Raw genomic sequence first — 25,696 nt, 5'->3', positions numbered from 1 at the left:
AAGCAATGAGTATGAGCGATCCTATCGCCGATATGCTGACCCGCATTCGCAACGCACAAGTTGTTCAGAAAACCTCGGTCGCAATGCCGTCGTCGAAAGTCAAGGTTGCCATTGCCAACGTCCTGAAGGACGAGGGTTACATTGAAGATTTCGCTGTGTCGTCGGCTGACGGCAAGTCGGAACTGAAAATCGGTTTGAAGTATTACACTGGCCGTCCGGTCATCGAGCGCCTCGAGCGCGTGTCGCGTCCTGGCCTGCGTATCTACAAGGGCAAAGACGAGATCCCAACCGTCATGAACGGCCTGGGCGTGGCAATCGTGTCGACTCCGCAAGGCGTCATGACTGATCGCAAAGCACGTGCTACCGGTGTCGGTGGCGAAGTGATTTGCTACGTGGCTTAAGGAGTAGACGATGTCTCGAGTAGCTAAGATGCCAATCGCAGTCCCAGCCGGTGCCGAAGTCGCGATCAACGCGTCGTCGATCACCGTCAAGGGCCCGCTGGGCACCCTGACCCAAGCCCTGAACGGCCTGGTCAAAGTGGAAAACAACAATGGCACGCTGACCTTCGACGTGATCGACGATTCGCGTGAATCGAACGCCATGTCGGGCACCCTGCGCGCCCTGGTCAACAACATGGTCACCGGCGTCACCAAGGGTTTCGAGCGCAAGCTGAACCTGGTCGGCGTGGGCTACAAGGCAGCAGTGCAGGGCAACGCCCTGAACCTGTCGCTGGGCTTCTCGCACCCGGTCCTGCACGCGATGCCTGAAGGCGTCACCGCAGTGACCCCGACCCCGACCGAAATCGTGATCAAGGGTATCGATCGCCAGAAGGTCGGCCAGGTTGCCGCTGAAGTGCGCGCTTACCGCTCCCCTGAGCCTTACAAGGGCAAGGGCGTCCGTTATTCGGACGAAGTGGTCAAGCTTAAAGAAACCAAGAAGAAATAATCGGAGCAGACATGGACAAGAAACAATCCCGTCTGCGTCGTGGCCGTCAGACCCGCATCAAGATTGCCCAGCTGGGCGTGAACCGTCTGTCGGTTCACCGCACCAACCTGCACATCTACGCAAACCTGATCAGCCCGGACGCAAAAGTACTGGTGTCGGCTTCGACCCTGGAAGCGGAAGTGCGCGCCGAACTGGCTGGCCAGACCGGCGCCGGCGGCAACGCTGCTGCAGCTGCCCTGGTCGGCAAGCGCGTCGCAGAGAAGGCACTGAAAGCAGGAATCACCGAAGTTGCGTTCGATCGCTCGGGTTTCCGTTACCACGGCCGTGTGAAGGCGCTGGCGGAAGCCGCGCGTGAAGCCGGTCTGAAGTTCTAAGGAAGAATCGTCATGGCAAAAATGCAAGCGAAAATGGCAAGCGACAAGCCGGATGATGGCATGCGCGAAAAAATGATCGCGATCAACCGCGTGACCAAAGTGGTCAAGGGTGGTCGTATCATGGGTTTTGCAGCGCTGACCGTTGTCGGTGACGGCGATGGCCGCATCGGCATGGGCAAGGGCAAGTCGAAGGAAGTTCCAGTCGGCGTGCAAAAAGCGATGGAAGAAGCCCGCCGCAACCTGATCAAGGTGCCACTCAAGAACGGTACCCTGCATCACACCGTGTCCGGTCGTCACGGCGCCTCGCGCGTCATGATGATGCCAGCGAAACCTGGTACCGGCGTGATCGCTGGTGGCGCAATGCGCGCTATCTTCGAAGTGATGGGCGTGACCGACGTGGTCGCCAAGTCGACCGGTTCGTCGAATCCTTACAACCTGGTGCGCGCAACCCTCGACGGCCTGTCGAAGATGAGCACCGCGGCTGACATCGCTGCCAAGCGCGGCAAGTCGGTCGAAGACATCGTCGGTTAAGGGGAAATAACATGGCAAACACCGTTAAAGTTCAGCTCGTCAAGGGCCTGATCGGTACCCGTCAAGACCACCGTGCCACCGTGCGCGGCCTGGGCCTGCGTCGCGTCAACTCGGTCTCCGAGCTGCAAGACACCCCAGCCGTGCGTGGCATGATCAACAAAGTCTCGTACCTCGTGAAAGTTGTTTCGTAAGCCCTCGGGCTTGTGAACGGAGAAATCAATGGAACTCAATACCATTCAACCAGCTGACGGCGCCAAGCACTACAAGCGTCGCGTTGGTCGCGGCATTGGCTCCGGCCTGGGCAAGACTGCCGGCCGTGGTCACAAGGGTCAGAAATCGCGTTCGGGCGGCTTCCACAAAGTCGGCTTCGAAGGCGGTCAGATGCCTCTGCAGCGCCGTCTGCCGAAGCGTGGCTTCAAATCGCTGAACGCGACCTTCAAGGCAGAAGTCCGCCTGTCCGACCTGAACAACCTGGCTGTCGGCGATGTCGACATCCTGGTGCTCAAGCAGGCAGGCATCCTGCCGGTCGTGGCACGCGACGTGCGCGTCATCCTGTCCGGCGAGATCACCAAGGCGGTGAACCTCAAGGGCCTGAAAGCGACCGCTGGTGCGAAAGCAGCGATCGAAGCAGCTGGCGGCTCGGTCGCGTAAAGCGACCGCTGCCTGATCGGAGCAAAAATTGGCGACTAATTCACAACTTGGTAAAAGCGCCGCTTCCGGATTCCCCTGGGGCCGGCTGTGGTTTTTGCTTGGCGCGTTGGTCGTGTACCGCATCGGTGCTCACATCCCGGTTCCCGGGATTGACCCGGTGCAGCTCGCTGCGCTGTTCAAGCAGAACGAGGGCGGCATCCTGGGCATGTTCAACATGTTCTCGGGTGGCGCCTTGTCCCGCTTTACCGTGTTCGCGCTCGGCATCATGCCTTACATTTCGGCTTCGATCATCATGCAGCTTGCATCGATCGTCTCGCCGCAACTCGAGGCGTTGAAGAAAGAGGGCGAAGCCGGCCGCCGCAAGATCACCCAGTACACCCGTTACTTCACGGTTGCGCTGGCGTTGTTCCAGGCGTTCGGCATCGCAGTCGCGCTCGAGGCGCAGCCTGGCCTGGTCATCGATCCTGGCCTCGGCTTCCGCTTCGTGACCGTCGTTACCCTCCTGACCGGCACCATGTTCCTCATGTGGCTGGGCGAGCAGATCACCGAGCGTGGTCTTGGCAACGGCATTTCGATCATCATCTTTGCCGGCATCGCAGCAGGTCTGCCTTCGGCCCTGGGCGGCTTGTTCACCCTGGTCTCGAACGGTTCGATCGGCAGCTTCTCGGCCATCCTGATCGTGGTCCTGGTGGCTGCGGTGACGTATGCGGTGGTGTTCGTGGAACGCGGACAGCGCAAGATCCTGGTCAATTACGCGAAACGCCAGGTCGGCAACAAGATCTACGGTGGCCAAACCAGCCACCTGCCCTTGAAGCTGAACATGGCAGGCGTGATCCCGCCGATCTTCGCTTCGTCGATCATTCTGTTCCCGGCGACGATCGTCGACTGGTTCACGCGCGGCAAGGACTCCAGCGGCCCCGTGATCGGGTTCCTGAAGGATCTGGCGGCGTCGATGGCGCCAGGCGAGCCAATCCACGCGTTGCTGTATGCGGTGGCGATCGTGTTCTTCTGCTTCTTCTATACCGCGCTGGTCTTCAACAGCAAGGAAACGGCGGACAACTTGAAGAAAAGCGGCGCGTTTGTTCCGGGCATCCGTCCGGGCGAGCAGACCGCACGTTATATCGACAAGATCCTGATGCGCCTGACCCTTGCCGGTGCAGTCTATATCACCCTGGTGTGCCTGGTGCCGGAGTTCATGACCGCCCAGTGGAAGGTTCCCTTCTACTTCGGTGGCACGTCGCTCCTGATCATCGTGGTGGTGACGATGGACTTCATGGCACAAGTGCAGAACTATGTCATGTCGCAGCAATATGATTCCCTGCTGCGTAAGGCTAACTTCAAGGGTGGAGTTCCGACGCGATAAGCGACGGAGTGCATAGAGCGAATGGCAAAAGACGACGTCATCCAAATGCAGGGGGAGATCCTCGAGAATCTCCCAAACGCGACGTTCCGCGTAAAGCTGGAAAACGGCCATGTGGTCCTGGGGCATATCTCGGGTAAAATGCGGATGAACTATATCCGCATCCTCCCGGGTGACAAGGTGACGGTGGAGTTGACTCCGTATGACCTGTCCCGGGCCCGCATCGTGTTCCGCACCAAGTAAAAACATCATCAAGTAAACGAACCGAAGAGAGTGCAAAATGAAAGTTAACGCTTCAGTCAAGCGGATCTGCCGCAACTGCAAGATCATCAAGCGCAAAGGCGTGGTCCGTGTGATCTGCGTCGAGCCGCGTCACAAGCAGCGTCAAGGTTAATCGAGGAATAACGAATGGCACGTATTGCAGGGGTAAACATCCCAAATCATCAGCACACCGTTATCGGCCTGACGGCTATCTACGGTATTGGCCGTCCGCGTTCGCAGAAGATTTGCGACGCAACCGGTATCGCGACCAATAAAAAGGTCAAGGACCTGGACGATAACGAACTCGAGAAACTGCGCGACGAAGTCGGCAAGTTTGTCGTGGAAGGTGACCTGCGCCGCGAGCTGTCCATGAACATCAAGCGTCTGATGGACCTGGGTTGCTACCGCGGCATGCGTCACCGCAAGGGCCTGCCGGTCCGCGGTCAGCGTACCCGCACCAATGCTCGTACCCGTAAAGGTCCGCGCAAGGCAGCTCAATCGCTCAAGAAATAATCTAGGAACCGACCATGGCCAAGCAACAAAGCAGCGCAGCAGCAGCACGCGTGCGCAAGAAAGTGAAGAAGAACGTTGCAGAGGGCATCGCCCACGTGCACGCTTCGTTCAACAACACGATCATCACCATCACCGACCGCCAGGGCAATGCTCTGTCGTGGGCAACCTCCGGCGGCGCCGGCTTCAAGGGTTCGCGCAAATCGACCCCGTTCGCGGCTCAGGTCGCTGCCGAAGCTGCAGGCAAGGTCGCTCAGGAATCGGGCGTCAAGAACCTGGAAGTGCGTATCAAGGGCCCAGGCCCAGGCCGTGAATCGGCTGTGCGCGCTCTGAACAATCTCGGCATCAAGATCACCGAGATCCAGGACGTGACCCCAGTTCCACACAACGGCTGCCGTCCGCCGAAGCGTCGTCGCATCTAAGACGTCGGACTGTCGGAGCGCCTTCTGGCGCTTCGCCGCCCGATCCGTGTCTTGAACACGACGCACGGGGCGCAAGCCCCGTTGTGTTTTACGAGATCGCCGGTGCAGTTGCCCAGAAATGGGTTATACTGCCCGGCTCTTGTCGCCTGCCATCCTTGATCGCAGGCGATGTTGTAAGCCACGTCCGGCCTGAGTCGCCATCGACTGCAGAGCTGGACTAGCGCCTGGGTGCATGTGCACTGCTGGGGCGTGATCAAATATTAAAGGAAATCTAACGTGGCACGTTATATCGGACCAAAAGCAAAACTGTCGCGCCGTGAAGGCACCGACCTGTTCCTGAAGAGCGCACGTCGTTCGCTCGATTCGAAGTGCAAACTGGACGTCAAGCCAGGCCAGCACGGTGTCAAGTCGGGTGCCCGCACCTCGGACTACGGCAACCAGCTGCGCGAAAAGCAGAAGGTCAAGCGTATCTACGGCGTGCTCGAGCGTCAGTTCCGCCGCTACTTCGCTGAAGCGTCGCGCCGCAAGGGCAACACCGGCGAAACCCTGCTGAAGCTGCTGGAATCGCGCCTGGACAACGTCGCTTACCGCATGGGCTTCGGCTCGACCCGCGCCGAAGCACGCCAGCTGGTGAGCCACAAGGCCTTCACCGTGAACGGCAACGTCGTGAACATCGCTTCGTACCAGATCAAGACCGGCGACGTCGTCGCTGTGCGCGAAAAGGCCAAGAAGCAAGTGCGTATCGCTGAAGCGCTGTCGCTGGCTGAACAAGTCGGCTTCCCGAGCTGGGTCTCGGTCGACGCGAAGAAGCTGGAAGGCACCTTCCGTTCGTTCCCGGAGCGTAACGAAATCGCTGCTGACGTCAACGAAGCGCTGATCGTCGAACTGTACTCGCGTTAATTGACAATCGAGCGGCGCGCCGCTCGATTTGTCATCCCCGCGAAGGCGGGGATCCAGGTTTGCCGGCTACATCGAAAAACTTGGATTTCCGCCTTCGCGGGAACGACGTGGTGGTGGTGCGGACGCAGCGACCCAAGGTCGGCACCCGCAGCAAACCAAGACAGCAATTCATCGCCGGTTTCCATCATCACATCGAACCAGAATCCGTTTTACCGCCTGCCTTCGTGCAGGCGTTCTCTTTAAAGCCATCAGCCTTATCGGTGTAACGAGCCGAGGGTATTGAAAAGGACTCATTCATGCAAAATAGTTTGTTGAAGCCACGTATCATCGACGTCGAAGCACTGGGCGCCGGCCACGCGAAAGTCGTGATGGAGCCGTTCGAGCGTGGCTATGGTCACACGCTCGGCAACGCACTGCGCCGCGTGCTGCTGTCGTCGATGGTGGGCTATGCGCCGACCGAAGTGACGATCGCTGGTGTCGTGCATGAATACTCGTCGCTGGATGGCGTGCAGGAAGACGTCGTCGACCTGCTGCTGAACCTGAAGGGCGTGGTCTTCAAGGTCCACAACCGCGATTCCGTCACGCTGACCCTGAAGAAGGAAGGCGAAGGAGCCGTCCTGGCTTCGGACATCGACCTGCCGCACGACGTCGAACTGATCAACCCTGACCATGTCATCGCGCACCTGACCGCAGGCGGCAAGCTGGACATGCAGATCAAGGTCGAAAAAGGCCGCGGCTATGTGCCGGGCAACGTCCGTCGCCTGTCGGAAGACACCAACAAGACCATCGGCCGCATCATCCTGGACGCTTCGTTCTCGCCAGTGCGCCGCGTGTCGTATGCCGTGGAATCGGCCCGTGTCGAACAGCGTACCGACCTGGACAAGCTGATCATCAACATCGAAACCAACGGCGTCATCACGCCAGAAGAAGCGATCCGCCAGTCGGCCCGCGTCCTGGTCGACCAGTTGAACGTGTTCGCCGCTCTGGAAGGCACCGAAGCCGCCGCCGAAGCGCCATCGCGCGCACCGCTGGTCGATCCGATCCTGCTGCGTCCAGTCGACGACCTGGAGCTGACCGTCCGCTCGGCCAACTGCCTGAAAGCAGAAAACATCTACTACATCGGCGACCTGATCCAGCGTTCGGAAAACGAACTGCTCAAGACGCCGAACCTGGGTCGCAAGTCGCTCAACGAAATCAAGGAAGTCTTGGCTTCGCGCGGCCTGACCCTGGGCATGAAGCTGGAAAACTGGCCGCCAGCCGGCCTTGAGAAATAAGATACTCATCCGAAAGTACACACCTACTTTCGGGTGGTAACAGCCAAAAAGGACCGACAGAGCCGGATCCTTTTTGGATGGTAAACCGTAGTAAGAGTATTCACCCGAAAGTGGAACCCTACTTTCGGGTGGTAACAGCCAAAAAGGACCGGCAGAGCCGGATCCTTTTTGGATGGTAACCGTAGTAAGAGTATTCACCCGAAAGTGGAACCCTACTTTCGGGTGGTAACAGCCAAAAAGGACCGGCAGAGCCGGATCCTTTTTGGATGGTAAACCGTAGTAAGAAATTCACCCGAAAGTGGAACTCTACTTTCGGGTGGTAACAGCCAAAAAGGACCGGCAGAGCCGGATCCTTTTTGGATGGTAAACCGTAGTTAAAACCAAACCGAACCGGTCCGCGGTCATGTGCAAGCATGAACGATCGAAGAACTGGATTTGAAAACACCCGAAAGGAAATACCATGCGTCACCGTCACGGCCTTCGTAAACTGAACCGTACTTCGTCCCACCGTCTGGCAATGCTGCGCAACATGACTGTTTCGCTGCTGCGTCACGAAGCCATCAAGACCACCGTCCCGAAAGCCAAGGAACTGCGTCGCGTCATCGAACCGATCCTGACCCTGGGCAAGACCGACACCCTGGCCAACAAGCGCCTGGCCTTCGCTCGCCTGCGCGACCGCGAAATGGTCCAGAAGCTGTTCGCTGAACTGGGTCCACGCTACGCAAACCGCAACGGCGGCTACCTGCGTATCCTGAAGATGGGCTTCCGCGTTGGCGACAATGCACCGATGGCTTACGTCGAACTGCTGGACCGTCCAGAAGTCACCTCGGCTGAAGAAGCACCGACCGCCGAGTAATCCAGTATCACCTGCTGGAAAAACGGGCTCCGGCCCGCATGCCGTTCAGTCTGACTGAGCGGCATTTTTTTTGCCCTTTTCCTTGTGATGGCAATCGGGCCGGGCAAAGAAAAACGGCCCGGCCGCTGTCGCGATCGGGCCGTTGGGCCGTGCTGCCTGGGGCTGAGTATCGATCAGCCGCGGCGGCGGCGTGCTGCAGCGGCGAGGCCTGCCAGGCCCAGGCCGAGCAGTGCCAGCGAGCCTGGTTCCGGAACGTCGGCCGGCGCCTTGACGGCGCTGATCTTGGTGCTGAAGTAAGCCTGGTTGACGTCCCAGTTATGGCCAGCCCAGATCCACTGCGCATCTTTCGAGATGCCGCTGGTCTCGCCCCAAGAGTTCTTGATGTCCGTCGCGCTGGCGGCGGATGGGGTGATGTAATCCTTGCCGAAACCGGTCTTGCTGGCTTTCCAGTCTGTGGTATTGGTGAGCAGGTTCTGGGTGCCGTTCACGAACTGGAAGTTGGTGCCGGTCAGCGAGAACTGGCCCAGCATGCCGGCGATGCCGTTGGTATCCTGCGCAAAGACGTGCAGGTAATAGTCCTTGCCTTCGACCAGGCCGGTCGACCAGTCCTCGGTGGCATTGTAGTTATTGAGCGTGCCAAAAGCCGTCCCCGCCTTGCTGTCGTCGGTCGACAGATAGACGGTGTAAAGATTGTCGACGCGCAGGTTCGCAGTCAAGGTATTCGAGGCGACCGGCGTGGCCGATGCGAAGGAAGCAGCGAACGCGGTGGCGAGGAAGGTAGCGATGTAGATTTTTTTCATGACATTCTTAGTGTGTAAGTTGGATGCCATATATAAAGCAATGTTTGTGCCAGGAAATAAATAATCCTATAAATCAACGTGTTAGCTTGCTCTTGGGCAAATGCCGGCATGCGACTGTAAAGTTTTTCGACACGCAATGTACTTGTCAGCGGACGAGCAACACCAAGCAGGTGTACCATATTCGGTGCAGCAACTTTCCCTCCATACCATGCACCGATCTACCGTTCGTCGCCTGACGCAGCCGTTCCTGTCGCTGTTCGCGGCACTGTTTTCCCTGGGCTTGCTGTTTGCCGCCACGCCGGCCGGCGCCGCCGAGGAATTCCTCGACCCGGCCGTCGCTTTCCGTTTCGAGGCGCGCATGGCCGACCCGCAGACGGCGGAGATCACCTACGCGATCGCACCGGCGTACTATATGTACCGCGAGCGTTTCGCCTTCAGGGCGAACGGCGAAGGTGTCCAGCTCGGCGCGCCGCAGATCCCGCCGGGCAAGGTGAAATACGACCCGACTTTCGAAAAGGATGTCGAAACCCATACGGGCACGCTGGTCATCCGCATCCCGGTCGAAGGCGCTGGTCCGTTCACGCTGACGGCCACCAGCCAGGGCTGCGCCGACGCGGGTCTGTGCTATCCGCCGCAAGATCACACGGTCAATCTCGGCGCCGGCGGTGCGAAGGCTGCCACAAGCTTGCCCTTCGGCGCCAAGGCCCGGCAGGCGGGCGCGTCGCCGTCGGCGCCGCCGCAGGCCGGTCGCGCGCCGGCCGCACCCGCTGCGGCGCCGGCCGCTTCCGAGATGTCGGACCTGGCCGGCCTGCTCGGCGCCGGCAGCCTGCTGGCCATCGTACCCGCCTTCATCCTGCTCGGCCTGGGCCTGGCGTTCACGCCCTGCGTGCTGCCGATGGTGCCGATCCTGTCCTCGATCATCGTCGGCGAAGGCAAGGGCGTGAGCCGCTCGCGGGGCTTCGTGCTGTCACTGGCCTATGCGCTGGGCATGGCGATCGTCTACACGCTGCTGGGCATCGCCGCCGGCCTGGCCGGGGAAGGCCTGGCCGCGGCGCTGCAGAATCCCTGGGTGCTGGGCGCCTTCGCGGTGCTGATCGTGGCCATGGCGCTGTCGATGTTCGGTTTCTATGAGTTACAACTTCCTAACACCTTGCAGACCCGTCTGGCGCAGGCGAGCAACCGCCAGCCGGGCGGCAAGCTGCTCGGGGTATTCGTCATGGGGGCGATTTCAGCCCTGATCGTGGGGCCGTGCGTAGCCGCGCCGCTGGCCGGGGCGCTGGTCTACATCAGCCAGACGCGCGACGTCTTCATTGGCGGCGCGGCGCTGTTTTCGATGGCGGTCGGGATGAGCATCCCGCTGCTGCTGGTGGGCCTGTCGGCCGGTTCGCTGCTGCCGCGCGTGGGCCCCTGGATGGAGTCGGTCAAGCGCCTGTTCGGCGTGCTGATGCTGGCGATGGCGATCTGGCTGGTGTCGCCGGTGCTGCCTCCAGTCGCCCAGATGCTGCTGTGGGCGGCGCTGTTGCTCGGCTATGGTTTCTACCTGTTGCGCCATACCCGCCACTGGGCCGCGATGGCCGCTTGCGCGGCCTTCGCCGTACTGGGCGCGACGCAGCTGGTGGGGCTTGCCAGCGGCGGGCGCGACGCCTGGGCGCCGCTGGCGCACCTGGGTGGCGCGCCCCGGGATCATGGGCTGGTGTTCACCCGCGTCAAGACGGTCGACCAGCTCGACGCGGCGCTGGCGGCCAATGCCGGCAAGACCGTCATGCTCGATTTTTATGCCGACTGGTGCGTGTCGTGCATCGAGATGGAGAAGTTCACTTTCATCGATCCGGGCGTGCGGCGGGCGCTGGCCGATACGGTGCTGCTGCAGGTCGACGTGACGGCCAACGATGCCGATGACAAGGCCATGCTCAGGCGCTTCGGCCTGTTCGGGCCGCCCGGGATCATCCTGTTCGACGGACAGGGGCAAGAGATTGCGGATAGCCGGGTGATCGGCTTCCAGAATGCCGAGAAGTTCTTGAATTCGCTGAAGAGGCTGGAGCGGTAACGTCCGTGCCCAACGGACGCGTGGGCGGCAAGGCCGCCCACGCTACGTCAATGCGATCGGGCGATCACACGCTCAGGCATTCGCGCGCTGGCCGTGATGGCCGTGATGGCGCGGGCCCTTGCGGTGCTGTGCCTGCGCATCGAAGGTCTTGCGCTGCTCGGGCGTCAGCTGGGCGTAGAAGCTGTTCAGGGCGCCCAGTCGCGCTTCCATGCGCGCGGTACGCTGCTTGTGCATCGCGATCCGCTTTTCCATGCGTTGTGGGGCGGTCAGGCTGGCCCAGGCGGCGCGGTCGGGACGTGCGGCGCGTTCACCCTTCTTCTGCGGCGCCTGGCTTGCCACGAAGGCATCCCAGGCTGGCTGCTGTTTCGCATCGAGCTTGAGCGCCTCGCGCAGCTTGGCCTGGCGTTCGGCGCGGTGCTGTTCCATCTTGGCGCGGCGCTCGCCGGCCTTCGCCTGCCACTCGGCTTTCTTGGCCAGGCGTTGTTCGGCAGTCAAGGCTGGGCGGCTGTCCGCCGGGGCGGCGGTCTGGGCCTGGGCGCCGATGGTGGCGCCGAACAGGCCGGCAGCAGTGAGGGCGATCACGAGGTTCTTGCGGAGGGTATTCATGGTTCTTCCTTTTGTGAGAGTCTGGTTGACGTGCATCCGAAACGCTCGCTGCACGGTTCCCATCATCGGCAAAAACTGTAACCATGGAGTTTCCCCTGTCGCGTACATTGTATCAATATGTTTCGGGCCGATTAGCTTATACACAGCGATACAAAATGCTTTTCCGGGCTTGTCATAAACTCGGATAATTGCGGTCATGGACAATCCTTCAACCATTCTGATCGTCGACGACGACCGCGACATTCGGAGCCTGCTCGCCGACTACCTCGAGTCGAACGGCTACCGGACGCTGGCCGCCGCCGACGGCACCGCGATGTGGAAGGCGCTCGACGAAACGCGTCCCGATCTCATCGTGCTCGACCTGAACATGCCCGGCGACGACGGGCTGACGCTGTGCCGCAAGCTGCGCGCCACCTCGACCCTGCCGGTCATCATGCTGACCGCCCGCAATGAACCGCTCGACCGCATCCTCGGCCTCGAGATGGGCGCCGACGACTACCTGCCCAAGCCTTTCGAGCCGCGCGAGCTGCTGGCGCGCATCCGCAGCGTGCTGCGCCGCTCGCACGCCATGCCGTCCAATACGCAGTCCGAGAACGTGCAGCAGATGCGCTTCTCGGGCTGGACCCTCGACCTTACCGCGCGCCACCTGCTGAACCCGGATGGCATCGTGATCATGCTCTCGGGCGCCGAGTTCCGCCTGCTGCGCGTGTTCCTCGAGCACCCCAACCGCGTGCTCAACCGCGACCAGCTGCTCAACCTCACGCAGGGCCGCGACGCCGACCCGTTCGACCGCTCGATCGACATCCAGATCAGCCGCCTGCGCCAGAAGCTGGGCGAGGATGCGCGCATGCCGCAGATCATCAAGACGGTTCGCAACGGCGGCTATGTGCTGGCCGGCCAGGTGACGGTGGAGCCGGCGGCGTGAAGGATTTCTTCGGGTCGATGACTGGCCGGGTCTTCCTCACGCTGCTGCTGGGCGTGTGGATCTCGGCCGCGCTGACCCAGCTGGCGGCCGACTACCAGCGCCAGCGCGACTGGGAACGCCAGCGCGACCAGCACCTGCTGGAGCGCGCCGAACAGCTGATCATGGCCACCGAGATCGTGCCGGCCTCGGCGCGCTCGATCTACCTCGAGGTGGCCAACCGCCCGGGCCTGGAGCTCGAAGTCAGCGATACGCTGCCGGCGTCGGGCCCTGCCACGCCGTTCGCCCAGTCCCTGGCCGGGCGCCTGGGCAAGGGCTACAAGGTCGAATCGGTCGTCACGCGGCCTGCCGCCTGCGACAGCGCACAGCGCCAGCCGATCATGTACGGCCTGCTCAGCATGCAGTACCGCGGCTCCTGCGAGTCGCTCAACGTTCACCTGCGCGACGGCGCCGAACTGCGCCTGTCGGTGCTGCCGCCGCGCCCGTTCGTGCCGGGCGACACCGACCTGCGCATGCTGGTGGCCCTGTTCATGATCAGCATCGCCGTCCTGGCCTACCTGGTGGCGCGCATGACCACGCGCCCGTTCAAGCAGCTGGCGCAGGCCGCGCAAGACCTGGGCCAGGACATCAACCGCCCGCCGCTCGACCTGACCGGCGCCAGCGAGATCCGCCAGGCCAGCGCCGCCTTCAATGCGATGCAGGCGCGCATCCGCCAGTACATCTTCCAGCGCACCCAGATGCTGGCCGCGATCACCCACGACCTGCAGACGCCGCTCACGCGCATGCGCCTGCGGCTCGAGAAAGTGTCGGATGGCGAGCTGCAGGAACGCCTGATCGGCGACCTGTCGGCGATGCAGGAAATGGTGCGCGAAGGCCTGGTGCTTGCGCGCAGCATGGACACCACCGAGACGATGCAGATGCTCGACCTCGATTCGCTGCTCGGCTCGGTATGCGACGACGCCAGCGACGCCGGCCAGCAAGTCACGCTCGAGGGCAAGGCGACGATGGCGGTGCTGGGCCGGCCGATGGACCTGCGCCGCTGCCTGGGCAACCTGATCGATAATGCGGTCAAGTACGGCCACGATGCGCGCGTCTGCGTCGACCGCATCAACGGCACGGCGCGCATCCGCATCCGCGACAGCGGACCGGGGATCCCGCGCAGTGAACTGGGACGGGTGTTCGATCCCTTCTACCGGATCGAGACTTCGCGCTCGCGCGAGTCGGGCGGCACCGGCCTGGGGCTGACGATCGCCCGCAACATCACCGAGCAGCACGGCGGCAGCATCAGCCTGGCCAACCACTCGGAAGGCGGCCTCGAAGTGACCTTGATGCTGCCGGCGTATTACCCGAACAAGCTGTCGAGCAAGTAGTCGCTTCAACAATTCAGTACATATTCCAGTAATAACAATGTGGGACAATGCGGCGCCCTTACCCAGGGCGAGCGCGAATGCCTCCACGATCAATGATGGAGTCGCCGACAACGGGCGGCAAGGGACGAGAATGAACAAGAAGAATGTCGGCGTCATCGCCGGAATCGCGGCGCTGGTCGTGGCTGGCGGCTGGTATCTGAACCAGGGCAACGACGCCAAGGCCGAAGGCCCGGGTGGCAAGGGGCCGGGAGGCGCGGGCGGCCCGCCGCCGGTCACCGTCAACGTGATCGCGCCGGAGCGGCGCGATGTCGGCGTCGAGCTGTTCGCCAACGGCAGCGTGACACCGGTGCGCACCGTCAACCTGCATCCGCAGACCGTCACCACGATCCGCCAGGTGCATATCCGCGAAGGCCAGTTCGTCAAGGAAGGCCAGCTGATGTTTTCGCTCGACGACCGCGCCGACATGGCCAACGTCGCCCGCGCCGAAGCGCAGGTGGCGCGCGACTCGGCCACCCTGGCCGACCTCGAACGCCAGTACAAGCGCAGCCAGGAGCTGGTGGCGCAGAACTTCCTGGCCCAGAGCGCCCTCGACTCGCTGCTCAGTCAGGTTGAAGCCCAGCGCGCGCTGGTGCAGTCGAACCAGGCCGCGGCCCGCGCCACGCAAGTAAGCGCCAGCTACACCACGATCCGGGCGCCGATGTCGGGCCGGGTCGGCGCCATCGACGTCCACCCGGGCGCCCTGGTGCAGATGACCACTTCGCTCACCACGGTCACCCAGCTCGACCCGATCAACGTCTCGTTTACGCTGCCCGAATCGACCCTCGGCGCGCTGCTCGCGGCCCAGAAGCTGGGCAATGTCGAGGTGCGGGTCAACCCTGGCAGCGGTGGGGGCAACAGCAATCAGGACGCCGAGCCGGTCGTCGGCCGCCTGAGCTTCATCGACAACGCGGTCGATCCGCAGGCCGGCACGATCCGCGTGAAGGGCGAGTTCTCGAACCGCGACACCACGCTGTGGCCGGGCCAGTACGTGACCGCCAACGTGGTGGTGCAGACCCTGAAGAACGCGGTGGTGATCCCGCAGACCGCCATCATCACCTCGACCAACGGTACGTTCGTCTACGTGCTGGGCGAAGGGAACGCGGCGCGCCAGGTGCCGGTGCAGCGCCTGTACGCTTTCGGCGACCGCGCCGCGGTCACCGGACTGAAAGGCGACGAGCAAGTCATCACCGAGGGCAAGCAGAACCTGCGTCCGGGCGGCAAGGTACGCGTGGCGGGGCAGGGCGCCAAGCCGGCCGCGCCAGCCGTCGCTAACAAGGGCGAGCAGGCATGAATCTGTCCGAACTGTGTATCCGCCGTCCGGTGATGGTGGTGCTGCTGTCGCTCAGCCTGGTGCTGGTCGGCATCCTGTCGTACATGCAGATCCCGGTCGCCGCGCTGCCCAGCTATAACACGCCGGTCATCAACGTCTACGCCAACCTGGCCGGGGCCAGCCCCGAGACGATGGCGTCATCGGTCGCGCTGCCGCTCGAGAAGCAGTTCTCGACCATCGCCGGCATCAAGCTGATCACCTCGACCAGCACCCAGGGCGACACCAATATCGTGCTCGAGTTCGACAACGAGATCGACGTCGACAAGGCGGCGGTGGACGTCCAGGCCGCCCTGCTGGTGGCCCAGCGCCGGCTGCCGCTCGAGATGACCGAGATGCCGTCCTACCGCAAGGTCAATCCGGCCGACGCCCCGATCCTGTTCATGCACCTGACGTCGCCGTCGATGGACTTGTCGGAACTGAACGACTACGCAGAAAATTTGATCTCGCCGGCGATTTCGACCGTGCAAGGCGTGTCGCAGGTGTCGATCAACGGCGGCAAGCGTTTTGCAGTACGGGTGCGCGCCCGTTCCGACTTGATGAATGCACGTAACATCTCGATGGACGAGCTGGCGGCCGCCCTGCGCGCCGCCAATTCGAACACGCCGCTGGGCATCCTCGACGGCCCGACCCAGGCGCTGACCATCCAGGGCGGCGGCCAGCTGATGAAGGCGGCCGACTTCGCCAACCTGATCATTGCCACCCGCGACAGCCTGCCGGTGCGCCTGCGCGACATCGCCGAGGTGCAGGACAGCTACCAGTCGGTCAAGGCCATGGGCAGCCTCAACGGCGAGCGCTCGATCTCGCTGATGGTGCAGCGCCAGCCGAATGCAAACACGGTGCAGGTGGTCGATGCGGTGCGGGCGCTGATCCCGCGCTTCGAAGGCCAGCTGCCGGCCTCGATCAAGATCGAACTGGTGAACGACCGCTCGCTGTCGATCCGCGAAGCCATCCACGACGTCAACCTGACCCTGGCCGGCACCGTGCTGCTGGTGATCCTGGTGATCTTCCTGTTCCTGCACCGCGCGGCCGCCACCTTCATCCCGGCGGTAACGGTGCCGATTTCTCTGCTGGGCGCGCTGTCGCTGCTGTACTGGCTCGGCTACAGCCTGGACAACATCTCCCTGCTGGGCATCACGCTGGCGGTCGGCCTGGTGGTCGACGATGCGATCGTGGTGCTGGAAAACATCGTCCGTCACATGGAAATGGGCAAGAAACCGATGGCGGCAGCCCTCATCGGCGCGCGCGAAGTGGGCTTTACCATCATCTCGATCTCGATCTCGCTGGTGGCGGTGTTCATCCCGATCTTCTTCATGCCGGGCGTGATCGGCCTGCTGTTCCGTGAATTCGCCGTCATCGTCGGCCTGGCGGTGCTGGTGTCGGCACTGATCTCGCTGACCCTGGTGCCGATGCTGTGCTCGCGCCTGCTCAAGGATGGCGGCCACGTCGATCCGAAGGACATGTCATGGATCGGCCGCCGCTTCGAGGCGGGCTTCACGCGGCTGCGCAACGGCTACGGCCGTACGCTGGACCTGGCGCTGCGCTTTCGTTTCGTGGTGCTGATGCTGGCGGCGGGCACCTTCGTACTGACCGGCGTGCTGTATTCGACCATGCCGAAAGGCTTCTTCCCTGAAGAGGACATCGGCCAGATCCGCGTGATGGTCGAAGCCTCGGAAGACACCTCGTCGATGGCGCTGGCCGAGCTGCAGGGCAAGGTGGTCGACATCATCCGCGCCAACCCGTATGTGAAGGACACGACCTCGTTCAGCGGCGGCGGCAACGTCGGCCGGATGTTCCTGGTGCTGAAGGACCGTGGCGAGCGGCCGCCGATGGACCTGGTGATCGACGACCTGCGCAAGGCCACCCGCGCCGTGCCGGGCGTGCAGGTCTTCCTGTCGCCGCAGCAGAACCTGCAGCTGGGCGGCCGCCAGAGCAAGGCGCGCTACCAGTACACGCTGCAGAGCGTGTCGGGCGGCGAGATCGGCGGCTGGGCCGAGCAGTTCCTGGACGGCATGCGCAAGGACGAGCGCTTCCGCGACGTCAACAGCGATTCGCAGAACAAGGCGCTGCAGGCCACGGTCGACATCGACCGCGACAAGGCGGCGCTGCTGGGCGTGGAAATGGACGATATCCGCACCGTGATGTACGCCTCGTTCGGCGAGCGCCAGGTGTCGACCATTTATTCGACGGCGGCCAGCTACTACGTGATCCTGGAGGCCGCCGCGAGCGACCGCTACTACGACGAAGCGCTGTCGCGGGTCTCGGTGCGCTCGAAATCGGGCGAGCTGGTGAAGCTGTCGAGCATCGCCAGCGTGCGCCGCACGGTCGGCCCATTGCAGGTCAATCACCAGGGCCAATTGCAGGCGATCACGCTGTCGTTCAACCTGGCGCCGGGCGTGCCGCTGGGCGATGCCACCGCCGCCATCGACGAGATGGGCCGTGCGATGAAGCTGCCGGCCTCGGTCATCGCCACCTATGGCGGCGACGCCGCCGTGTTCCAGGACACGCAGTCGAGCCAGCTCATCCTGATCATCACGGCGGTCGGCGTCATCTATGTGCTGCTGGGCGTCCTGTACGAAAGCTATATCCATCCGCTGACCATCCTGGCCGGCCTGCCGTCGGCGGCCGTCGGCGCCCTGATCACCCTGTGGGTCTTCGACAAGGACCTGACCCTGATCGCCATGATCGGCATCCTGATGCTGATCGGTATCGTCAAGAAGAACGCGATCATGATGATCGACTTCGCCCTCGACGCCCAGCGCAACCTGGGCATGAGCCCGCAGGAGGCGATCCGCGAGGCCTGCATCCTGCGCTTCCGTCCGATCCTGATGACGACCCTGGCCGCGCTGATGGGCGCTCTGCCGATCGCGCTGGGCATCGGCGCCGGCGCCGAGCTGCGCCAGCCGCTGGGCCTGGCGGTGTGCGGCGGCCTGATTTTCTCGCAAGTGATCACCCTGTACATCACCCCGGTGATCTACCTGTACCTGGACCGCTACAGCGGCACCGGCCCAATGACCGACGAGCAGATCGCCAAGGCAGACGCGGACCACGTGGCGCATCCTGCGCACCCGGCCCCCGTGCATCCGGCCTGAGCCGAACGCACGACAGGAGCCCACCGGCCGCCAGCGTTGGAACGAAACTGTTCTAATACTGGCGGCCGGAAACATTTGGTAACAACCATCAACGGTCCGGGCAGGGTGGCGCGGTAGCTAGCGTGATGCGGTTGCGCCCTAAAACGGTTAGACTGCGGCTCTCTGCCGTTTTTTTAGACGTAGCTTCCAGGAAATCGATCCATCTTGCGTGACCATTCCCACACCTACGACCAGGACAGTGAAGTGTGTTCCCACTGCGGGCAGCCGTTGCCGCCCTCGGGGCCGCGCTATGGGCTGGGGATGACTTACGGTCGCAAGAGACCGAACCGCTTCGGCGTGGGCGGCACGATCGCCGTCCACCTGCTGCTGGTGCTGCTGTGGTTCTATGAGCCGAAAGAGCAGGAACAGCGTACGGCGCGTCCGGCGTCCGAGGACCAGGGCGACAGCCAGGTGGTCTATGTCGCCCCCTTGCAGGAAACCTCGCCGGTCGAGGCGACGCCAAGTCCGACACCCCGGCCGCTGCCGGCGCCGCCGGTACCGCGCGTCGAGCAGGAACGCATCATCGTCCAGCGCCTGCCGGACACGATCACCATTCCCAACGAGCGGCCCGCACCGCCGGCCCCGCCGCAACCGCCGCGCCAGCAGCCGCCGACCGAGGTGCCGCCCGACATGGACATGGCGGCCTACGTGAAAGCCCAGCGCGAGCGCCGCGGCGCGCCCACCGGCAGTGAAGTCCAGGCCCAGGAAAGCGACGCCGCGCGCGGCACCCGCAACGCGCTGGCGAACATCGCCGCCATCAACGGCCGCGGCACCGACGACAGCAACGAGACCGGCGGCATCTTCTCGGTCACGAACAAGACCTTCAACACCATGGACCTCAAGTTCCGCGGCTGGAACCCGAGCTTCAAGCGGCGCTGGCTGACGGCGGTGACGGTGGAGCAGGGCAGCGAGCGCGATATCGAGACCGCGGTGATCAAGAAGATGATCGAGCTGATCCGGCGCGAGAAGAAGGGCGATTTCGAGTGGGATTCGCACCGCCTGGGACGGGTCGTGAAACTGAGCGCACGACCGCAGGATACCGATCGGCTGATGGAGTTCCTGTATAAAGAAATGTTCCCCGATTATCGGCCAGTGCCGGGACGGTAATCGGCGCGCCAACAAAAACCGTGCCTCGGCACGCATGGCGGCCAGTCAGCGAGAACCGTGGGTGGGCGGCAGCCGCCACGCGTTCAAACCAGGCATGCACTGTCAGATCGCATCCGTGAGTTGAACGCGTGGACGGCAGAGCCGTCCACCAGCGACTTCAACGGAACAGCATTGGTCAGCCGGCCTTGAGCTTGCGCGCGATATCCAGCGCAAAGTAGGTCAGCACGCCATCGGCCCCGGCGCGCTTGAACGCCATCATCGATTCCATCATGACCTTGTCGTGATCGAGCCAGCCGTTCAGCGCCGCCGCCTTCAGCATCGCGTACTCGCCGCTGACCTGGTAGGCAAAGGTCGGTACCTTGAACTCGTCCTTCACACGGCGCACCACGTCCAGGTAGGGCATGCCCGGCTTGACCATCACCATGTCGGCGCCTTCGGCCAGGTCGAGCGCCACTTCGCGCAGCGCCTCGTCGCTGTTGGCCGGATCCATCTGGTAGGTATTCTTGTCGGCCTTGCCCAGGTTGGCGCTGGAGCCCACCGCGTCACGGAACGGACCGTAGAAGCTCGACGCGTACTTGGCCGAATAGGCCATGATACGGGTATGGATGTGGCCCTGGGCTTCAAGCGCCTGGCGGATGGCGCCGATGCGGCCGTCCATCATGTCCGACGGCGCCACGATGTCGACGCCGGCCTCGGCGTGGGTGAGCGCCTGCTTCACCAGCATCTCGATCGTCTTTTCGTTGACGATGTAGCCGTTCTCGTCCGGCAGACCGTCCTGGCCGTGGGTCGTGTAGGGATCGAGCGCGATGTCGGTGATGACGCCCAGCTCCGGGAAATTCTTTTTCAGTTCGCGCACCACGCGCGGCACCAGGCCGTCAGGATTGGTGGCCTCGATGCCGTCATAGGTCTTGACCGACTGGTCGACCAGCGGGAACAGCGCCATGGCCGGAATGCCCAGTTGCACGCACTCTTCGGCGATTTTCAGCAGCAGGTCGAGCGAGACGCGTTCCACGCCCGGCATCGACGCCACCTGCTGGCGCTGGTTCTGTCCCTCGAGCACGAACACCGGATAGATCAGGTCGGCGGACGTGATGGTGTTTTCGCGCATCATGGCGCGCGAGAACGGGTCGCGGCGCATGCGCCGCGGGCGGGCCGCCGGATAGGCGGAGGTGATGATGGTCATCGTGTTGGTCCTTGCAAAGGGTCTTGCAAATTCAGGCGGAGGGATTATCGTCGTCCGCCGACGGCGCAGCACTTTCTATGTTGCCGGTGTCTTCACCTGCTTCTGCCTCGCCATCCGTGCCGGTCAAGCCGGCCAGTTCCAGGATCTTCGCGTCCGCCTCTTCGATGCCGATGCGCTTGAGCGCCGAGAACAGCTGCACCGTGAACGGGAAGCCATTGCCTTCTTCATCGACATAGCTGTCGAGCACGGCGCGCGCTTCGCGCAGGGCGTTGGTCGACTCGTTGCGGTTGAGCTTATCGGCCTTGGTCAGGATGCAGTGGATCGGCTTGCCGGTCGGGGCGAACCATTCCAGCATTTGCACGTCGAGGTCGGTGAACGGACGGCGCGAATCCATGATCAGGATGAGCGCCGCCAGCTGGTCGCGGCGCTGGACGTAGTCGCCCAGCAGCTTTTGCCAGTGCAGCTTGGCGGTGCCCGAGACTTCGGCATAGCCATAGCCCGGCAAGTCGACCAGCAGCGCTTCGATCTCGTCGACGCGGACGGCATCCTTGCGGTGCTGGCCCACGTGGGCGCCGCCGATCGAGAAATAATTGATGTGCTGGGTACGGCCAGGCGTCTTGGACGCGAACGCCAGACCCTTCTGGTTCGTCAGGATATTGATCGCTGTCGATTTGCCGGCGTTCGAGCGCCCGGCGAAGGCGATTTCCGGTACTTGCGTGCCGGGCAAATCGCGTAGCTGGTTAACGGTCGTGAAGAACCGGGCTTGCCATAATCTGGACATTGGGGAGAGGGATAAGAGGCTACGAAATGGCGTTTGGGAAACAAAGCTATTGTACAATAAGGGGTTGATTGCTGCTCCGCCCTCCGGCGGTCACGATCTAGAGGCGCTGCACTGAACTTTTCAACGTTGACTTTTTCAAGGTGCGTTTATGAATCGCTTGTCGTCCCCCCTGCTCACAACACTGTTGGTTACATCGCTAACTGTTTTTGGGGGATTACCGGCGGCGATGGCGGCGTCCGCCGCAACCGCGCCAGCGGTCAAAGCCGATCCGGCCAAGGGTGGCGCCCTGTACGAAAACGGCGATCCCGCACGCGGCCTGCCTTCCTGCCTTTCTTGCCACGGCGCTGCCGGCAACTCGACGATCGCGGTCAATCCCAAGCTGTCGGGCCAGTTCGCGACCTATACGCACAAGCAGCTGATCGACTTTACCACCGCCCACCGCCAGCAGCCGATCATGACGACGTATGCCAAGATGCTGACGGAGCAGGAGAAGAAGGATATCGCAGCCTGGCTCGCGACGCAGGCGCACAAGCCTGGCGCGGCGAAAAACAAGGATACCGTCGAGCTGGGTCGCAAGATCTATCGTGGCGGTATCGCCGAGAAAGGGGTGGCCGCCTGCGCCAGCTGTCACGGCGCCACCGCCAACGGCATCCCGGCGCAATACCCGCGCCTGGCCGGCCAGCACCAGGATTACACCACCGCCCAGCTCGAGGCGTTCAAGACCGGTACCCGCGCCAACAGCCCGCAGATGACGGTGCTGTCGCAGCGCATGTCGCCAGAAGAGATGCGTGCCGTGGCCGACTATATCGCCGGCCTGCGTTAAGTGTTTCTTTAGCGCCAGCATGAGCATGAGATGAACGGAGAAAGGGCGGCAGCGTGGAGCTGGCGCCCTTTTTTCCACGCGCGGGCCAGAACCCGCGCCGGATGAAAGTTGTAGCGTATGAGTACCACCGGAATTGAACTCAATACCCGCCGCCGCTGGCTGGCCGAGGCGGTCGAGCTGGTCTCGTCGATGCGTTTCGCGATCAGCCTGCTCACGATCATCTCCATCGCCTCCGTGATTGGAACCGTGCTCAAGCAGAACGAGCCGATGCCCAATTACGTAAACCAGTTCGGGCCGTTCTGGTTCGAGATCTTCAGCAAGCTCGGCCTGTACAACGTCTATTCGAGCTGGTGGTTCCTGGTGATCCTGGTGGTGCTGATCGTCTCCACCGCCCTGTGCGTGGTACGCAACACGCCCCGGATGCTGCGCGATATGCGCAGCTGGCGCGACAGCGTGCGCTATGAGTCGCTGCGCAATTTCCATCATAAGCACCAATGGCAGTCGCCGCTGGCGCGCACCGAGCTGGCCACCCAGAGCGCGCTGCGCCTGCGCCACGCCGGCTACGCGACCAGGATGGTCGAAAAAGACGGTGCGGTCCTGGTATCGGCCAAGAAGGGCGCCGGCAACAAGTTCGGCTATATCTTCGCCCACACGGCGATCATCGTGATCCTGCTGGGCGGCATGCTGGACTCGGAACTCCCGGTGCGCGTCCAGCAGTGGTTCCTTGGTAAAACGCCCTTCACCGGCAGTGGCGTGATCGCCGAGATCCCGGCCCAGCACCGCCTGGGCGTGGGCAACCCGAGCTTTCGCGGCAATACCGCGATCGCCGAGGGCCAGACCAGCCATACCGCGATCCTGAATCAACCGTCCGGCGTGCTGGTGCAGGAATTGCCGTTCGGGATCGAGCTCAAGAAATTCCATATCGAGTTCTACTCGACCGGCATGCCCAAGCTGTTCGCCAGCGACGTCGTGGTGCACGACCTGGAAACCGGCCACAAGTTCGAGTCCACCATCAAGGTCAACCACCCGCTGATCTACAAGGGCATCGCCGTCTACCAGTCGAGCTTCGACGATGGCGGCAGCAAGCTCAAGTTGACGGGTTTCCCGATGACGGGCGGCAGCGCGGCCAGCTTCGCGATCGAGGGCATCGTCAATGGCGAGACCGAGCTCAAGTTCGGCAAGGACATCTATTCGGTCGAGTGGTCGGGCTTCCGTCCCTTCAACGTCGAGAATATCGCCCAGGGCAACGACACGCGCGGGGTGAGCAGGAACACCTCGCTCAACGCCCAGCTGTCCGCCACCCTGGGCAAGGCATCGGGCGCCGCGGCCGACCCGGACGCCAACAAGGACCTGAAAAACGTCGGCCCCAGCGTGCAATACAAGCTGCGCGACCAAACGGGGCAGGCGCGCGAATACATGAACTACATGCAGCCGCTGACGCTCGAAGGCGCGCAAGTCTACCTGGCCGGCGTGCGCGCGAACCCGTCCGAGAACTTCAGCTTCCTGCGCATTCCTTCCGACGAACGCCATGGCGTGGGCGACTGGATGCGCCTGCGCGCGGCGCTGTCGGATCCGGTCGCGCGCCAGGAAGCCGCGACCCGCTACGCCGCCCGCGCCCTGAGCGCCGAGCAGCGCAGCGGCGCGCTGGCCGGCCAGTTGAAGGATTCGGCGGCGCGCACGCTCGACATCTTCGCCGGCGGCGATGGTCGTGGCGGCTTCGTCGGCGTGGCCCGCTTCCTGGAACAGATCCCGCAAGCCGAGCAGGAAAAGGCCGCCGGCATCTTCATGAAGATGCTCAACGGCGCGCTGTGGGAGCTGTGGCAGGTGGCGCGCGAGCGGAACGGCGACGCGGCGGCCGAGCCGACCGAGGCAAGCGGCCGCTTCCTGCAACTGGCCACCAATGCGCTGTCCGACAGCTTCCTGTACGGCGCGCCGGTGTATCTGCAGCTCGATGAATTCACCGAAGTGAAGGCGTCGGTGCTGCAGATGACACGTTCGCCGGGCAAGAATGTGGTGTACTTCGGCTGCGTGCTGCTGACGCTGGGAGTGTTCGCGATGTTTTATATTCGCGAGCGGCGCGTCTGGATCTGGGTGCGTGACGTAGATGGTGGGGCCGAAGCCCTGATGGCGATGAGCACCCAGCGCAAGACGCTCGATTTCGAGCGCGAATTCGACGACTTGTCGGTCAAGCTGCCGCAACCGGCGTAAGCTGGTGGCGATCTGGAGAAAACGATGGAATTGTCCCAAACCAAAACCGGCGCCGCAGCGCGTTCGACTGAGCGATACCAGGAACGGGTCGGCTACTTCCGCCGCCTGACCGTGGCCGACTGGCTGTACGGACTCGCGCTGTGCGCGGCGGCCCTGTACGCGCAGATTCAATACGGCTATTTCATGGACATCTATGAAGAAGCGATCCTGATCTGTACCGCGCCGGTGTTCGCGGCGCTGGGCTGGTACTGGAAACCGATGCGCTGGCTGGTGCCGCTGGTCGGCGTCCTGTCCCTGGGCGCGATCTCGATGTACGACGGCAGCCTGGCGGCGGCCGAGCAAAAGTTCTTCTTGAAATACATGCTGTCGAGCGGCTCGGCCATTCTGTGGATGAGCGCGCTGTTCATGTTCTCGACCGTGTTCTACTGGGTCGGCCTGTTCAGCCGCGGCAAGTTCGGCGGCAGCGTCGGCGCCAACCTGTGCTGGGCCGCCGTGGTGCTCGGCTCGGTCGGCATGATGGTGCGCTGGTACGAAAGCTACCTGATCGGGCCGGACGTCGGCCACATCCCGGTGTCGAACCTGTACGAAGTGTTCATCCTGTTCGCGATCATCACCGCGCTGTTCCACCTCTACTACGAAGAACACTACGCCACCCGCCAGCTGGGCCCGTTCGTGATGCTGATCATCGGCGCGGCCGTGGCCTTCCTGCTGTGGTACACGGTGTCGCGCGACGCCGCCCAGATCCAGCCGCTGGTGCCCGCGCTGCAGAGCTGGTGGATGAAGATCCACGTACCGGCCAACTTCATCGGCTACGGCACCTTCGCCCTGGCGGCGATGGTCGCCAGCGCCTACCTGCTCAAGTCGCACGGCATCCTGGCCGACCGCCTGCCATCGTTCGAGGTGCTGGACGACGTGATGTACAAGTCGATCTCGGTCGGCTTCGCGTTCTTTACCGTCGCGACCATCCTGGGCGCCCTGTGGGCGGCCGAGGCCTGGGGCGGTTACTGGTCGTGGGACCCGAAAGAGACCTGGGCGCTGATCGTCTGGCTCAACTATGCGGCGTGGCTGCACATGCGTCTCATGACGGGACTGCGCGGGCGGGTGGCGGCCTGGTGGGCGCTGGTGGGTCTCCTGGTGACGACGTTCGCCTTCCTGGGCGTAAATATGTTCCTGTCGGGATTGCACTCGTACGGCGAGCTGTAAGCCCCTGGGTTGGGCACCTAACCTTGGCTTAAGTGAACTTGGTGTAATGTAAGCACACCATTTGT

The 25,696-nt window shown here is 63.0% G+C and carries 28 protein-coding genes; 24 read left to right on the top strand and 4 right to left on the bottom strand.

Going from position 1 to position 25,696, the window contains the following annotated elements:
• Nucleotides 1-5 precede the first annotated feature (5 nt).
• The 15 genes from rpsH (at nucleotide 6) to rplQ (ending at nucleotide 8,084) form a co-directional block, all read left to right on the top strand.
• Nucleotides 6-401 (top strand): 30S ribosomal protein S8, encoded by a 396-nt coding sequence (rpsH, locus tag AC56KW_RS21340; protein WP_497172669.1) that lies wholly within the window; start codon nucleotides 6-8, stop codon nucleotides 399-401.
• Between the two features lie 10 nt (nucleotides 402-411).
• Complete coding sequence (rplF, locus tag AC56KW_RS21335; protein WP_497172668.1) at nucleotides 412-945, top strand: 50S ribosomal protein L6; 534 nt, start codon at nucleotides 412-414, stop codon at nucleotides 943-945.
• 11 nt (nucleotides 946-956) lie between these two features.
• The gene (gene rplR, locus AC56KW_RS21330) at nucleotides 957-1,319 is read left to right on the top strand and encodes a 50S ribosomal protein L18 (protein ID WP_123069946.1); all 363 of its coding nucleotides are present in this window, start codon (nucleotides 957-959) and stop codon (nucleotides 1,317-1,319) included.
• 12 nt (nucleotides 1,320-1,331) lie between these two features.
• Complete coding sequence (rpsE, locus tag AC56KW_RS21325; protein ID WP_005663437.1) at nucleotides 1,332-1,850, top strand: 30S ribosomal protein S5; 519 nt, start codon at nucleotides 1,332-1,334, stop codon at nucleotides 1,848-1,850.
• 11 nt (nucleotides 1,851-1,861) lie between these two features.
• Complete coding sequence (rpmD, locus tag AC56KW_RS21320) at nucleotides 1,862-2,041, top strand: 50S ribosomal protein L30 (protein WP_429201601.1); 180 nt, start codon at nucleotides 1,862-1,864, stop codon at nucleotides 2,039-2,041.
• Nucleotides 2,042-2,069: 28 nt separating this feature from the next.
• A complete protein-coding gene (rplO, locus tag AC56KW_RS21315) occupies nucleotides 2,070-2,501 on the top strand; it encodes a 50S ribosomal protein L15 (protein ID WP_159627936.1) in 432 nt (143 codons plus the stop codon).
• A gap of 28 nt (nucleotides 2,502-2,529) precedes the next feature.
• The gene (secY, locus tag AC56KW_RS21310) at nucleotides 2,530-3,864 is read left to right on the top strand and encodes a preprotein translocase subunit SecY (RefSeq protein WP_005663430.1); all 1,335 of its coding nucleotides are present in this window, start codon (nucleotides 2,530-2,532) and stop codon (nucleotides 3,862-3,864) included.
• Between the two features lie 21 nt (nucleotides 3,865-3,885).
• Nucleotides 3,886-4,104: a translation initiation factor IF-1 gene (gene infA / locus AC56KW_RS21305; RefSeq protein WP_005663428.1), complete on the top strand. Its 219-nt coding sequence runs from the start codon at nucleotides 3,886-3,888 to the stop codon at nucleotides 4,102-4,104.
• A gap of 37 nt (nucleotides 4,105-4,141) precedes the next feature.
• Nucleotides 4,142-4,255: a 50S ribosomal protein L36 gene (gene rpmJ, locus AC56KW_RS21300; protein ID WP_005663407.1), complete on the top strand. Its 114-nt coding sequence runs from the start codon at nucleotides 4,142-4,144 to the stop codon at nucleotides 4,253-4,255.
• Nucleotides 4,256-4,269: 14 nt separating this feature from the next.
• Nucleotides 4,270-4,635 carry a 30S ribosomal protein S13 gene (rpsM, locus tag AC56KW_RS21295; protein ID WP_005663405.1) on the top strand — a complete coding sequence of 122 codons (366 nt, stop codon included), beginning with the start codon at nucleotides 4,270-4,272 and terminating at the stop codon, nucleotides 4,633-4,635.
• Between the two features lie 14 nt (nucleotides 4,636-4,649).
• Nucleotides 4,650-5,054 (top strand): 30S ribosomal protein S11, encoded by a 405-nt coding sequence (gene rpsK / locus AC56KW_RS21290; RefSeq protein WP_005663404.1) that lies wholly within the window; start codon nucleotides 4,650-4,652, stop codon nucleotides 5,052-5,054.
• Nucleotides 5,055-5,330: 276 nt separating this feature from the next.
• Nucleotides 5,331-5,954, top strand: coding sequence for a 30S ribosomal protein S4 (gene rpsD / locus AC56KW_RS21285; RefSeq protein ID WP_497172667.1), 624 nt, complete (start codon nucleotides 5,331-5,333; stop codon nucleotides 5,952-5,954).
• Between the two features lie 80 nt (nucleotides 5,955-6,034).
• Nucleotides 6,035-6,220, top strand: coding sequence for a hypothetical protein (locus tag AC56KW_RS21280; RefSeq protein WP_497172666.1), 186 nt, complete (start codon nucleotides 6,035-6,037; stop codon nucleotides 6,218-6,220).
• Between the two features lie 30 nt (nucleotides 6,221-6,250).
• The gene (locus tag AC56KW_RS21275) at nucleotides 6,251-7,228 is read left to right on the top strand and encodes a DNA-directed RNA polymerase subunit alpha (RefSeq protein ID WP_005663401.1); all 978 of its coding nucleotides are present in this window, start codon (nucleotides 6,251-6,253) and stop codon (nucleotides 7,226-7,228) included.
• 460 nt (nucleotides 7,229-7,688) lie between these two features.
• A complete protein-coding gene (rplQ, locus tag AC56KW_RS21270; protein WP_005663400.1) occupies nucleotides 7,689-8,084 on the top strand; it encodes a 50S ribosomal protein L17 in 396 nt (131 codons plus the stop codon).
• Nucleotides 8,085-8,257: 173 nt separating this feature from the next.
• Here rplQ and AC56KW_RS21265 read toward each other — a convergent pair whose 3' ends face one another.
• A complete protein-coding gene (locus tag AC56KW_RS21265; protein ID WP_497172665.1) occupies nucleotides 8,258-8,884 on the bottom strand; it encodes a PEP-CTERM sorting domain-containing protein in 627 nt (208 codons plus the stop codon).
• Between the two features lie 208 nt (nucleotides 8,885-9,092).
• On the opposite strand from AC56KW_RS21265, the gene dsbD reads away from it, so the two are divergent.
• Entirely contained in the window at nucleotides 9,093-10,931 is a 1,839-nt protein-coding gene (gene dsbD, locus AC56KW_RS21260) for a protein-disulfide reductase DsbD (protein ID WP_497172664.1), read from the top strand.
• A 72-nt stretch (nucleotides 10,932-11,003) separates the two neighbouring features.
• Here the strand turns inward: dsbD and AC56KW_RS21255 are convergent, their stop codons facing one another.
• Nucleotides 11,004-11,537 carry a Spy/CpxP family protein refolding chaperone gene (locus AC56KW_RS21255; RefSeq protein WP_497172663.1) on the bottom strand — a complete coding sequence of 178 codons (534 nt, stop codon included), beginning with the start codon at nucleotides 11,535-11,537 and terminating at the stop codon, nucleotides 11,004-11,006.
• A gap of 196 nt (nucleotides 11,538-11,733) precedes the next feature.
• Between AC56KW_RS21255 and AC56KW_RS21250 the strand changes: the two genes are divergently transcribed.
• The 5 genes from AC56KW_RS21250 to AC56KW_RS21230 all read left to right on the top strand — a co-directional run bounded on the left by AC56KW_RS21250 (nucleotide 11,734) and on the right by AC56KW_RS21230 (nucleotide 19,433).
• On the top strand, nucleotides 11,734-12,462 hold the full coding sequence (locus AC56KW_RS21250) for a response regulator (RefSeq protein WP_497172662.1): 729 nt from the start codon (nucleotides 11,734-11,736) through the stop codon (nucleotides 12,460-12,462).
• Nucleotides 12,459-13,829: an ATP-binding protein gene (locus AC56KW_RS21245; protein WP_497172661.1), complete on the top strand. Its 1,371-nt coding sequence runs from the start codon at nucleotides 12,459-12,461 to the stop codon at nucleotides 13,827-13,829. The genes AC56KW_RS21250 and AC56KW_RS21245 overlap by 4 nt, the downstream gene beginning before the upstream one ends.
• 130 nt (nucleotides 13,830-13,959) lie before the next feature.
• Nucleotides 13,960-15,159 (top strand): efflux RND transporter periplasmic adaptor subunit, encoded by a 1,200-nt coding sequence (locus tag AC56KW_RS21240; protein WP_497172660.1) that lies wholly within the window; start codon nucleotides 13,960-13,962, stop codon nucleotides 15,157-15,159.
• Nucleotides 15,156-18,287 carry an efflux RND transporter permease subunit gene (locus AC56KW_RS21235; protein ID WP_497172659.1) on the top strand — a complete coding sequence of 1,044 codons (3,132 nt, stop codon included), beginning with the start codon at nucleotides 15,156-15,158 and terminating at the stop codon, nucleotides 18,285-18,287. Before AC56KW_RS21240 ends, AC56KW_RS21235 begins: the two co-directional genes overlap by 4 nt.
• Before the next feature lie 204 nt (nucleotides 18,288-18,491).
• Nucleotides 18,492-19,433 carry a hypothetical protein gene (locus AC56KW_RS21230; RefSeq protein ID WP_497172658.1) on the top strand — a complete coding sequence of 314 codons (942 nt, stop codon included), beginning with the start codon at nucleotides 18,492-18,494 and terminating at the stop codon, nucleotides 19,431-19,433.
• A 175-nt stretch (nucleotides 19,434-19,608) separates the two neighbouring features.
• Here AC56KW_RS21230 and hemB read toward each other — a convergent pair whose 3' ends face one another.
• The gene (hemB, locus tag AC56KW_RS21225) at nucleotides 19,609-20,616 is read right to left on the bottom strand and encodes a porphobilinogen synthase (protein ID WP_497172657.1); all 1,008 of its coding nucleotides are present in this window, start codon (nucleotides 20,614-20,616) and stop codon (nucleotides 19,609-19,611) included.
• 31 nt (nucleotides 20,617-20,647) lie between these two features.
• Nucleotides 20,648-21,397 carry a ribosome biogenesis GTP-binding protein YihA/YsxC gene (gene yihA, locus AC56KW_RS21220; RefSeq protein WP_497172656.1) on the bottom strand — a complete coding sequence of 250 codons (750 nt, stop codon included), beginning with the start codon at nucleotides 21,395-21,397 and terminating at the stop codon, nucleotides 20,648-20,650.
• 148 nt (nucleotides 21,398-21,545) lie between these two features.
• On the opposite strand from yihA, the gene AC56KW_RS21215 reads away from it, so the two are divergent.
• The 3 genes from AC56KW_RS21215 (at nucleotide 21,546) to ccsB (ending at nucleotide 25,631) form a co-directional block, all read left to right on the top strand.
• Entirely contained in the window at nucleotides 21,546-22,220 is a 675-nt protein-coding gene (locus AC56KW_RS21215) for a c-type cytochrome (protein WP_497172655.1), read from the top strand.
• Nucleotides 22,221-22,337: 117 nt separating this feature from the next.
• Entirely contained in the window at nucleotides 22,338-24,428 is a 2,091-nt protein-coding gene (locus AC56KW_RS21210) for a cytochrome c biogenesis protein ResB (RefSeq protein ID WP_497172654.1), read from the top strand.
• Between the two features lie 24 nt (nucleotides 24,429-24,452).
• On the top strand, nucleotides 24,453-25,631 hold the full coding sequence (gene ccsB / locus AC56KW_RS21205) for a c-type cytochrome biogenesis protein CcsB (protein WP_497172653.1): 1,179 nt from the start codon (nucleotides 24,453-24,455) through the stop codon (nucleotides 25,629-25,631).
• Nucleotides 25,632-25,696: the final 65 nt, after the last annotated feature.

The sequence above is a fragment of the Telluria sp. RT2P19 genome (assembly GCF_059685725.1).
The sequence above is the reverse complement of the archived record's forward strand: the minus strand, read 5'-3'. Positions and strand labels throughout refer to the sequence as shown.

Excerpts from the sequence above, each read along its gene's own strand:
- AC56KW_RS21210 (WP_497172654.1), top strand. The coding sequence starts at position 22,338 with ATGAGTACCACCGGAATTGAACTCAATACCCGCCGCCGCTGGCTGGCC.
- hemB (WP_497172657.1), bottom strand. The coding sequence starts at position 20,616 with ATGACCATCATCACCTCCGCCTATCCGGCGGCCCGCCCGCGGCGCATG.
- AC56KW_RS21255 (WP_497172663.1), bottom strand. The coding sequence starts at position 11,537 with ATGAATACCCTCCGCAAGAACCTCGTGATCGCCCTCACTGCTGCCGGC.
- rplF (WP_497172668.1), top strand. The coding sequence starts at position 412 with ATGTCTCGAGTAGCTAAGATGCCAATCGCAGTCCCAGCCGGTGCCGAA.
- AC56KW_RS21265 (WP_497172665.1), bottom strand. The coding sequence starts at position 8,884 with ATGAAAAAAATCTACATCGCTACCTTCCTCGCCACCGCGTTCGCTGCT.
- dsbD (WP_497172664.1), top strand. The coding sequence starts at position 9,093 with ATGCACCGATCTACCGTTCGTCGCCTGACGCAGCCGTTCCTGTCGCTG.
- rpsM (WP_005663405.1), top strand. The coding sequence starts at position 4,270 with ATGGCACGTATTGCAGGGGTAAACATCCCAAATCATCAGCACACCGTT.
- rpmD (WP_429201601.1), top strand. The coding sequence starts at position 1,862 with ATGGCAAACACCGTTAAAGTTCAGCTCGTCAAGGGCCTGATCGGTACC.
- infA (WP_005663428.1), top strand. The coding sequence starts at position 3,886 with ATGGCAAAAGACGACGTCATCCAAATGCAGGGGGAGATCCTCGAGAAT.
- AC56KW_RS21275 (WP_005663401.1), top strand. The coding sequence starts at position 6,251 with ATGCAAAATAGTTTGTTGAAGCCACGTATCATCGACGTCGAAGCACTG.
- AC56KW_RS21240 (WP_497172660.1), top strand. The coding sequence starts at position 13,960 with ATGAACAAGAAGAATGTCGGCGTCATCGCCGGAATCGCGGCGCTGGTC.
- yihA (WP_497172656.1), bottom strand. The coding sequence starts at position 21,397 with ATGTCCAGATTATGGCAAGCCCGGTTCTTCACGACCGTTAACCAGCTA.
- rplQ (WP_005663400.1), top strand. The coding sequence starts at position 7,689 with ATGCGTCACCGTCACGGCCTTCGTAAACTGAACCGTACTTCGTCCCAC.
- rpsK (WP_005663404.1), top strand. The coding sequence starts at position 4,650 with ATGGCCAAGCAACAAAGCAGCGCAGCAGCAGCACGCGTGCGCAAGAAA.
- rpmJ (WP_005663407.1), top strand. The coding sequence starts at position 4,142 with ATGAAAGTTAACGCTTCAGTCAAGCGGATCTGCCGCAACTGCAAGATC.
- AC56KW_RS21235 (WP_497172659.1), top strand. The coding sequence starts at position 15,156 with ATGAATCTGTCCGAACTGTGTATCCGCCGTCCGGTGATGGTGGTGCTG.
- rplR (WP_123069946.1), top strand. The coding sequence starts at position 957 with ATGGACAAGAAACAATCCCGTCTGCGTCGTGGCCGTCAGACCCGCATC.
- AC56KW_RS21215 (WP_497172655.1), top strand. The coding sequence starts at position 21,546 with ATGAATCGCTTGTCGTCCCCCCTGCTCACAACACTGTTGGTTACATCG.
- rpsH (WP_497172669.1), top strand. The coding sequence starts at position 6 with ATGAGTATGAGCGATCCTATCGCCGATATGCTGACCCGCATTCGCAAC.
- ccsB (WP_497172653.1), top strand. The coding sequence starts at position 24,453 with ATGGAATTGTCCCAAACCAAAACCGGCGCCGCAGCGCGTTCGACTGAG.
- rplO (WP_159627936.1), top strand. The coding sequence starts at position 2,070 with ATGGAACTCAATACCATTCAACCAGCTGACGGCGCCAAGCACTACAAG.
- AC56KW_RS21250 (WP_497172662.1), top strand. The coding sequence starts at position 11,734 with ATGGACAATCCTTCAACCATTCTGATCGTCGACGACGACCGCGACATT.
- rpsE (WP_005663437.1), top strand. The coding sequence starts at position 1,332 with ATGGCAAAAATGCAAGCGAAAATGGCAAGCGACAAGCCGGATGATGGC.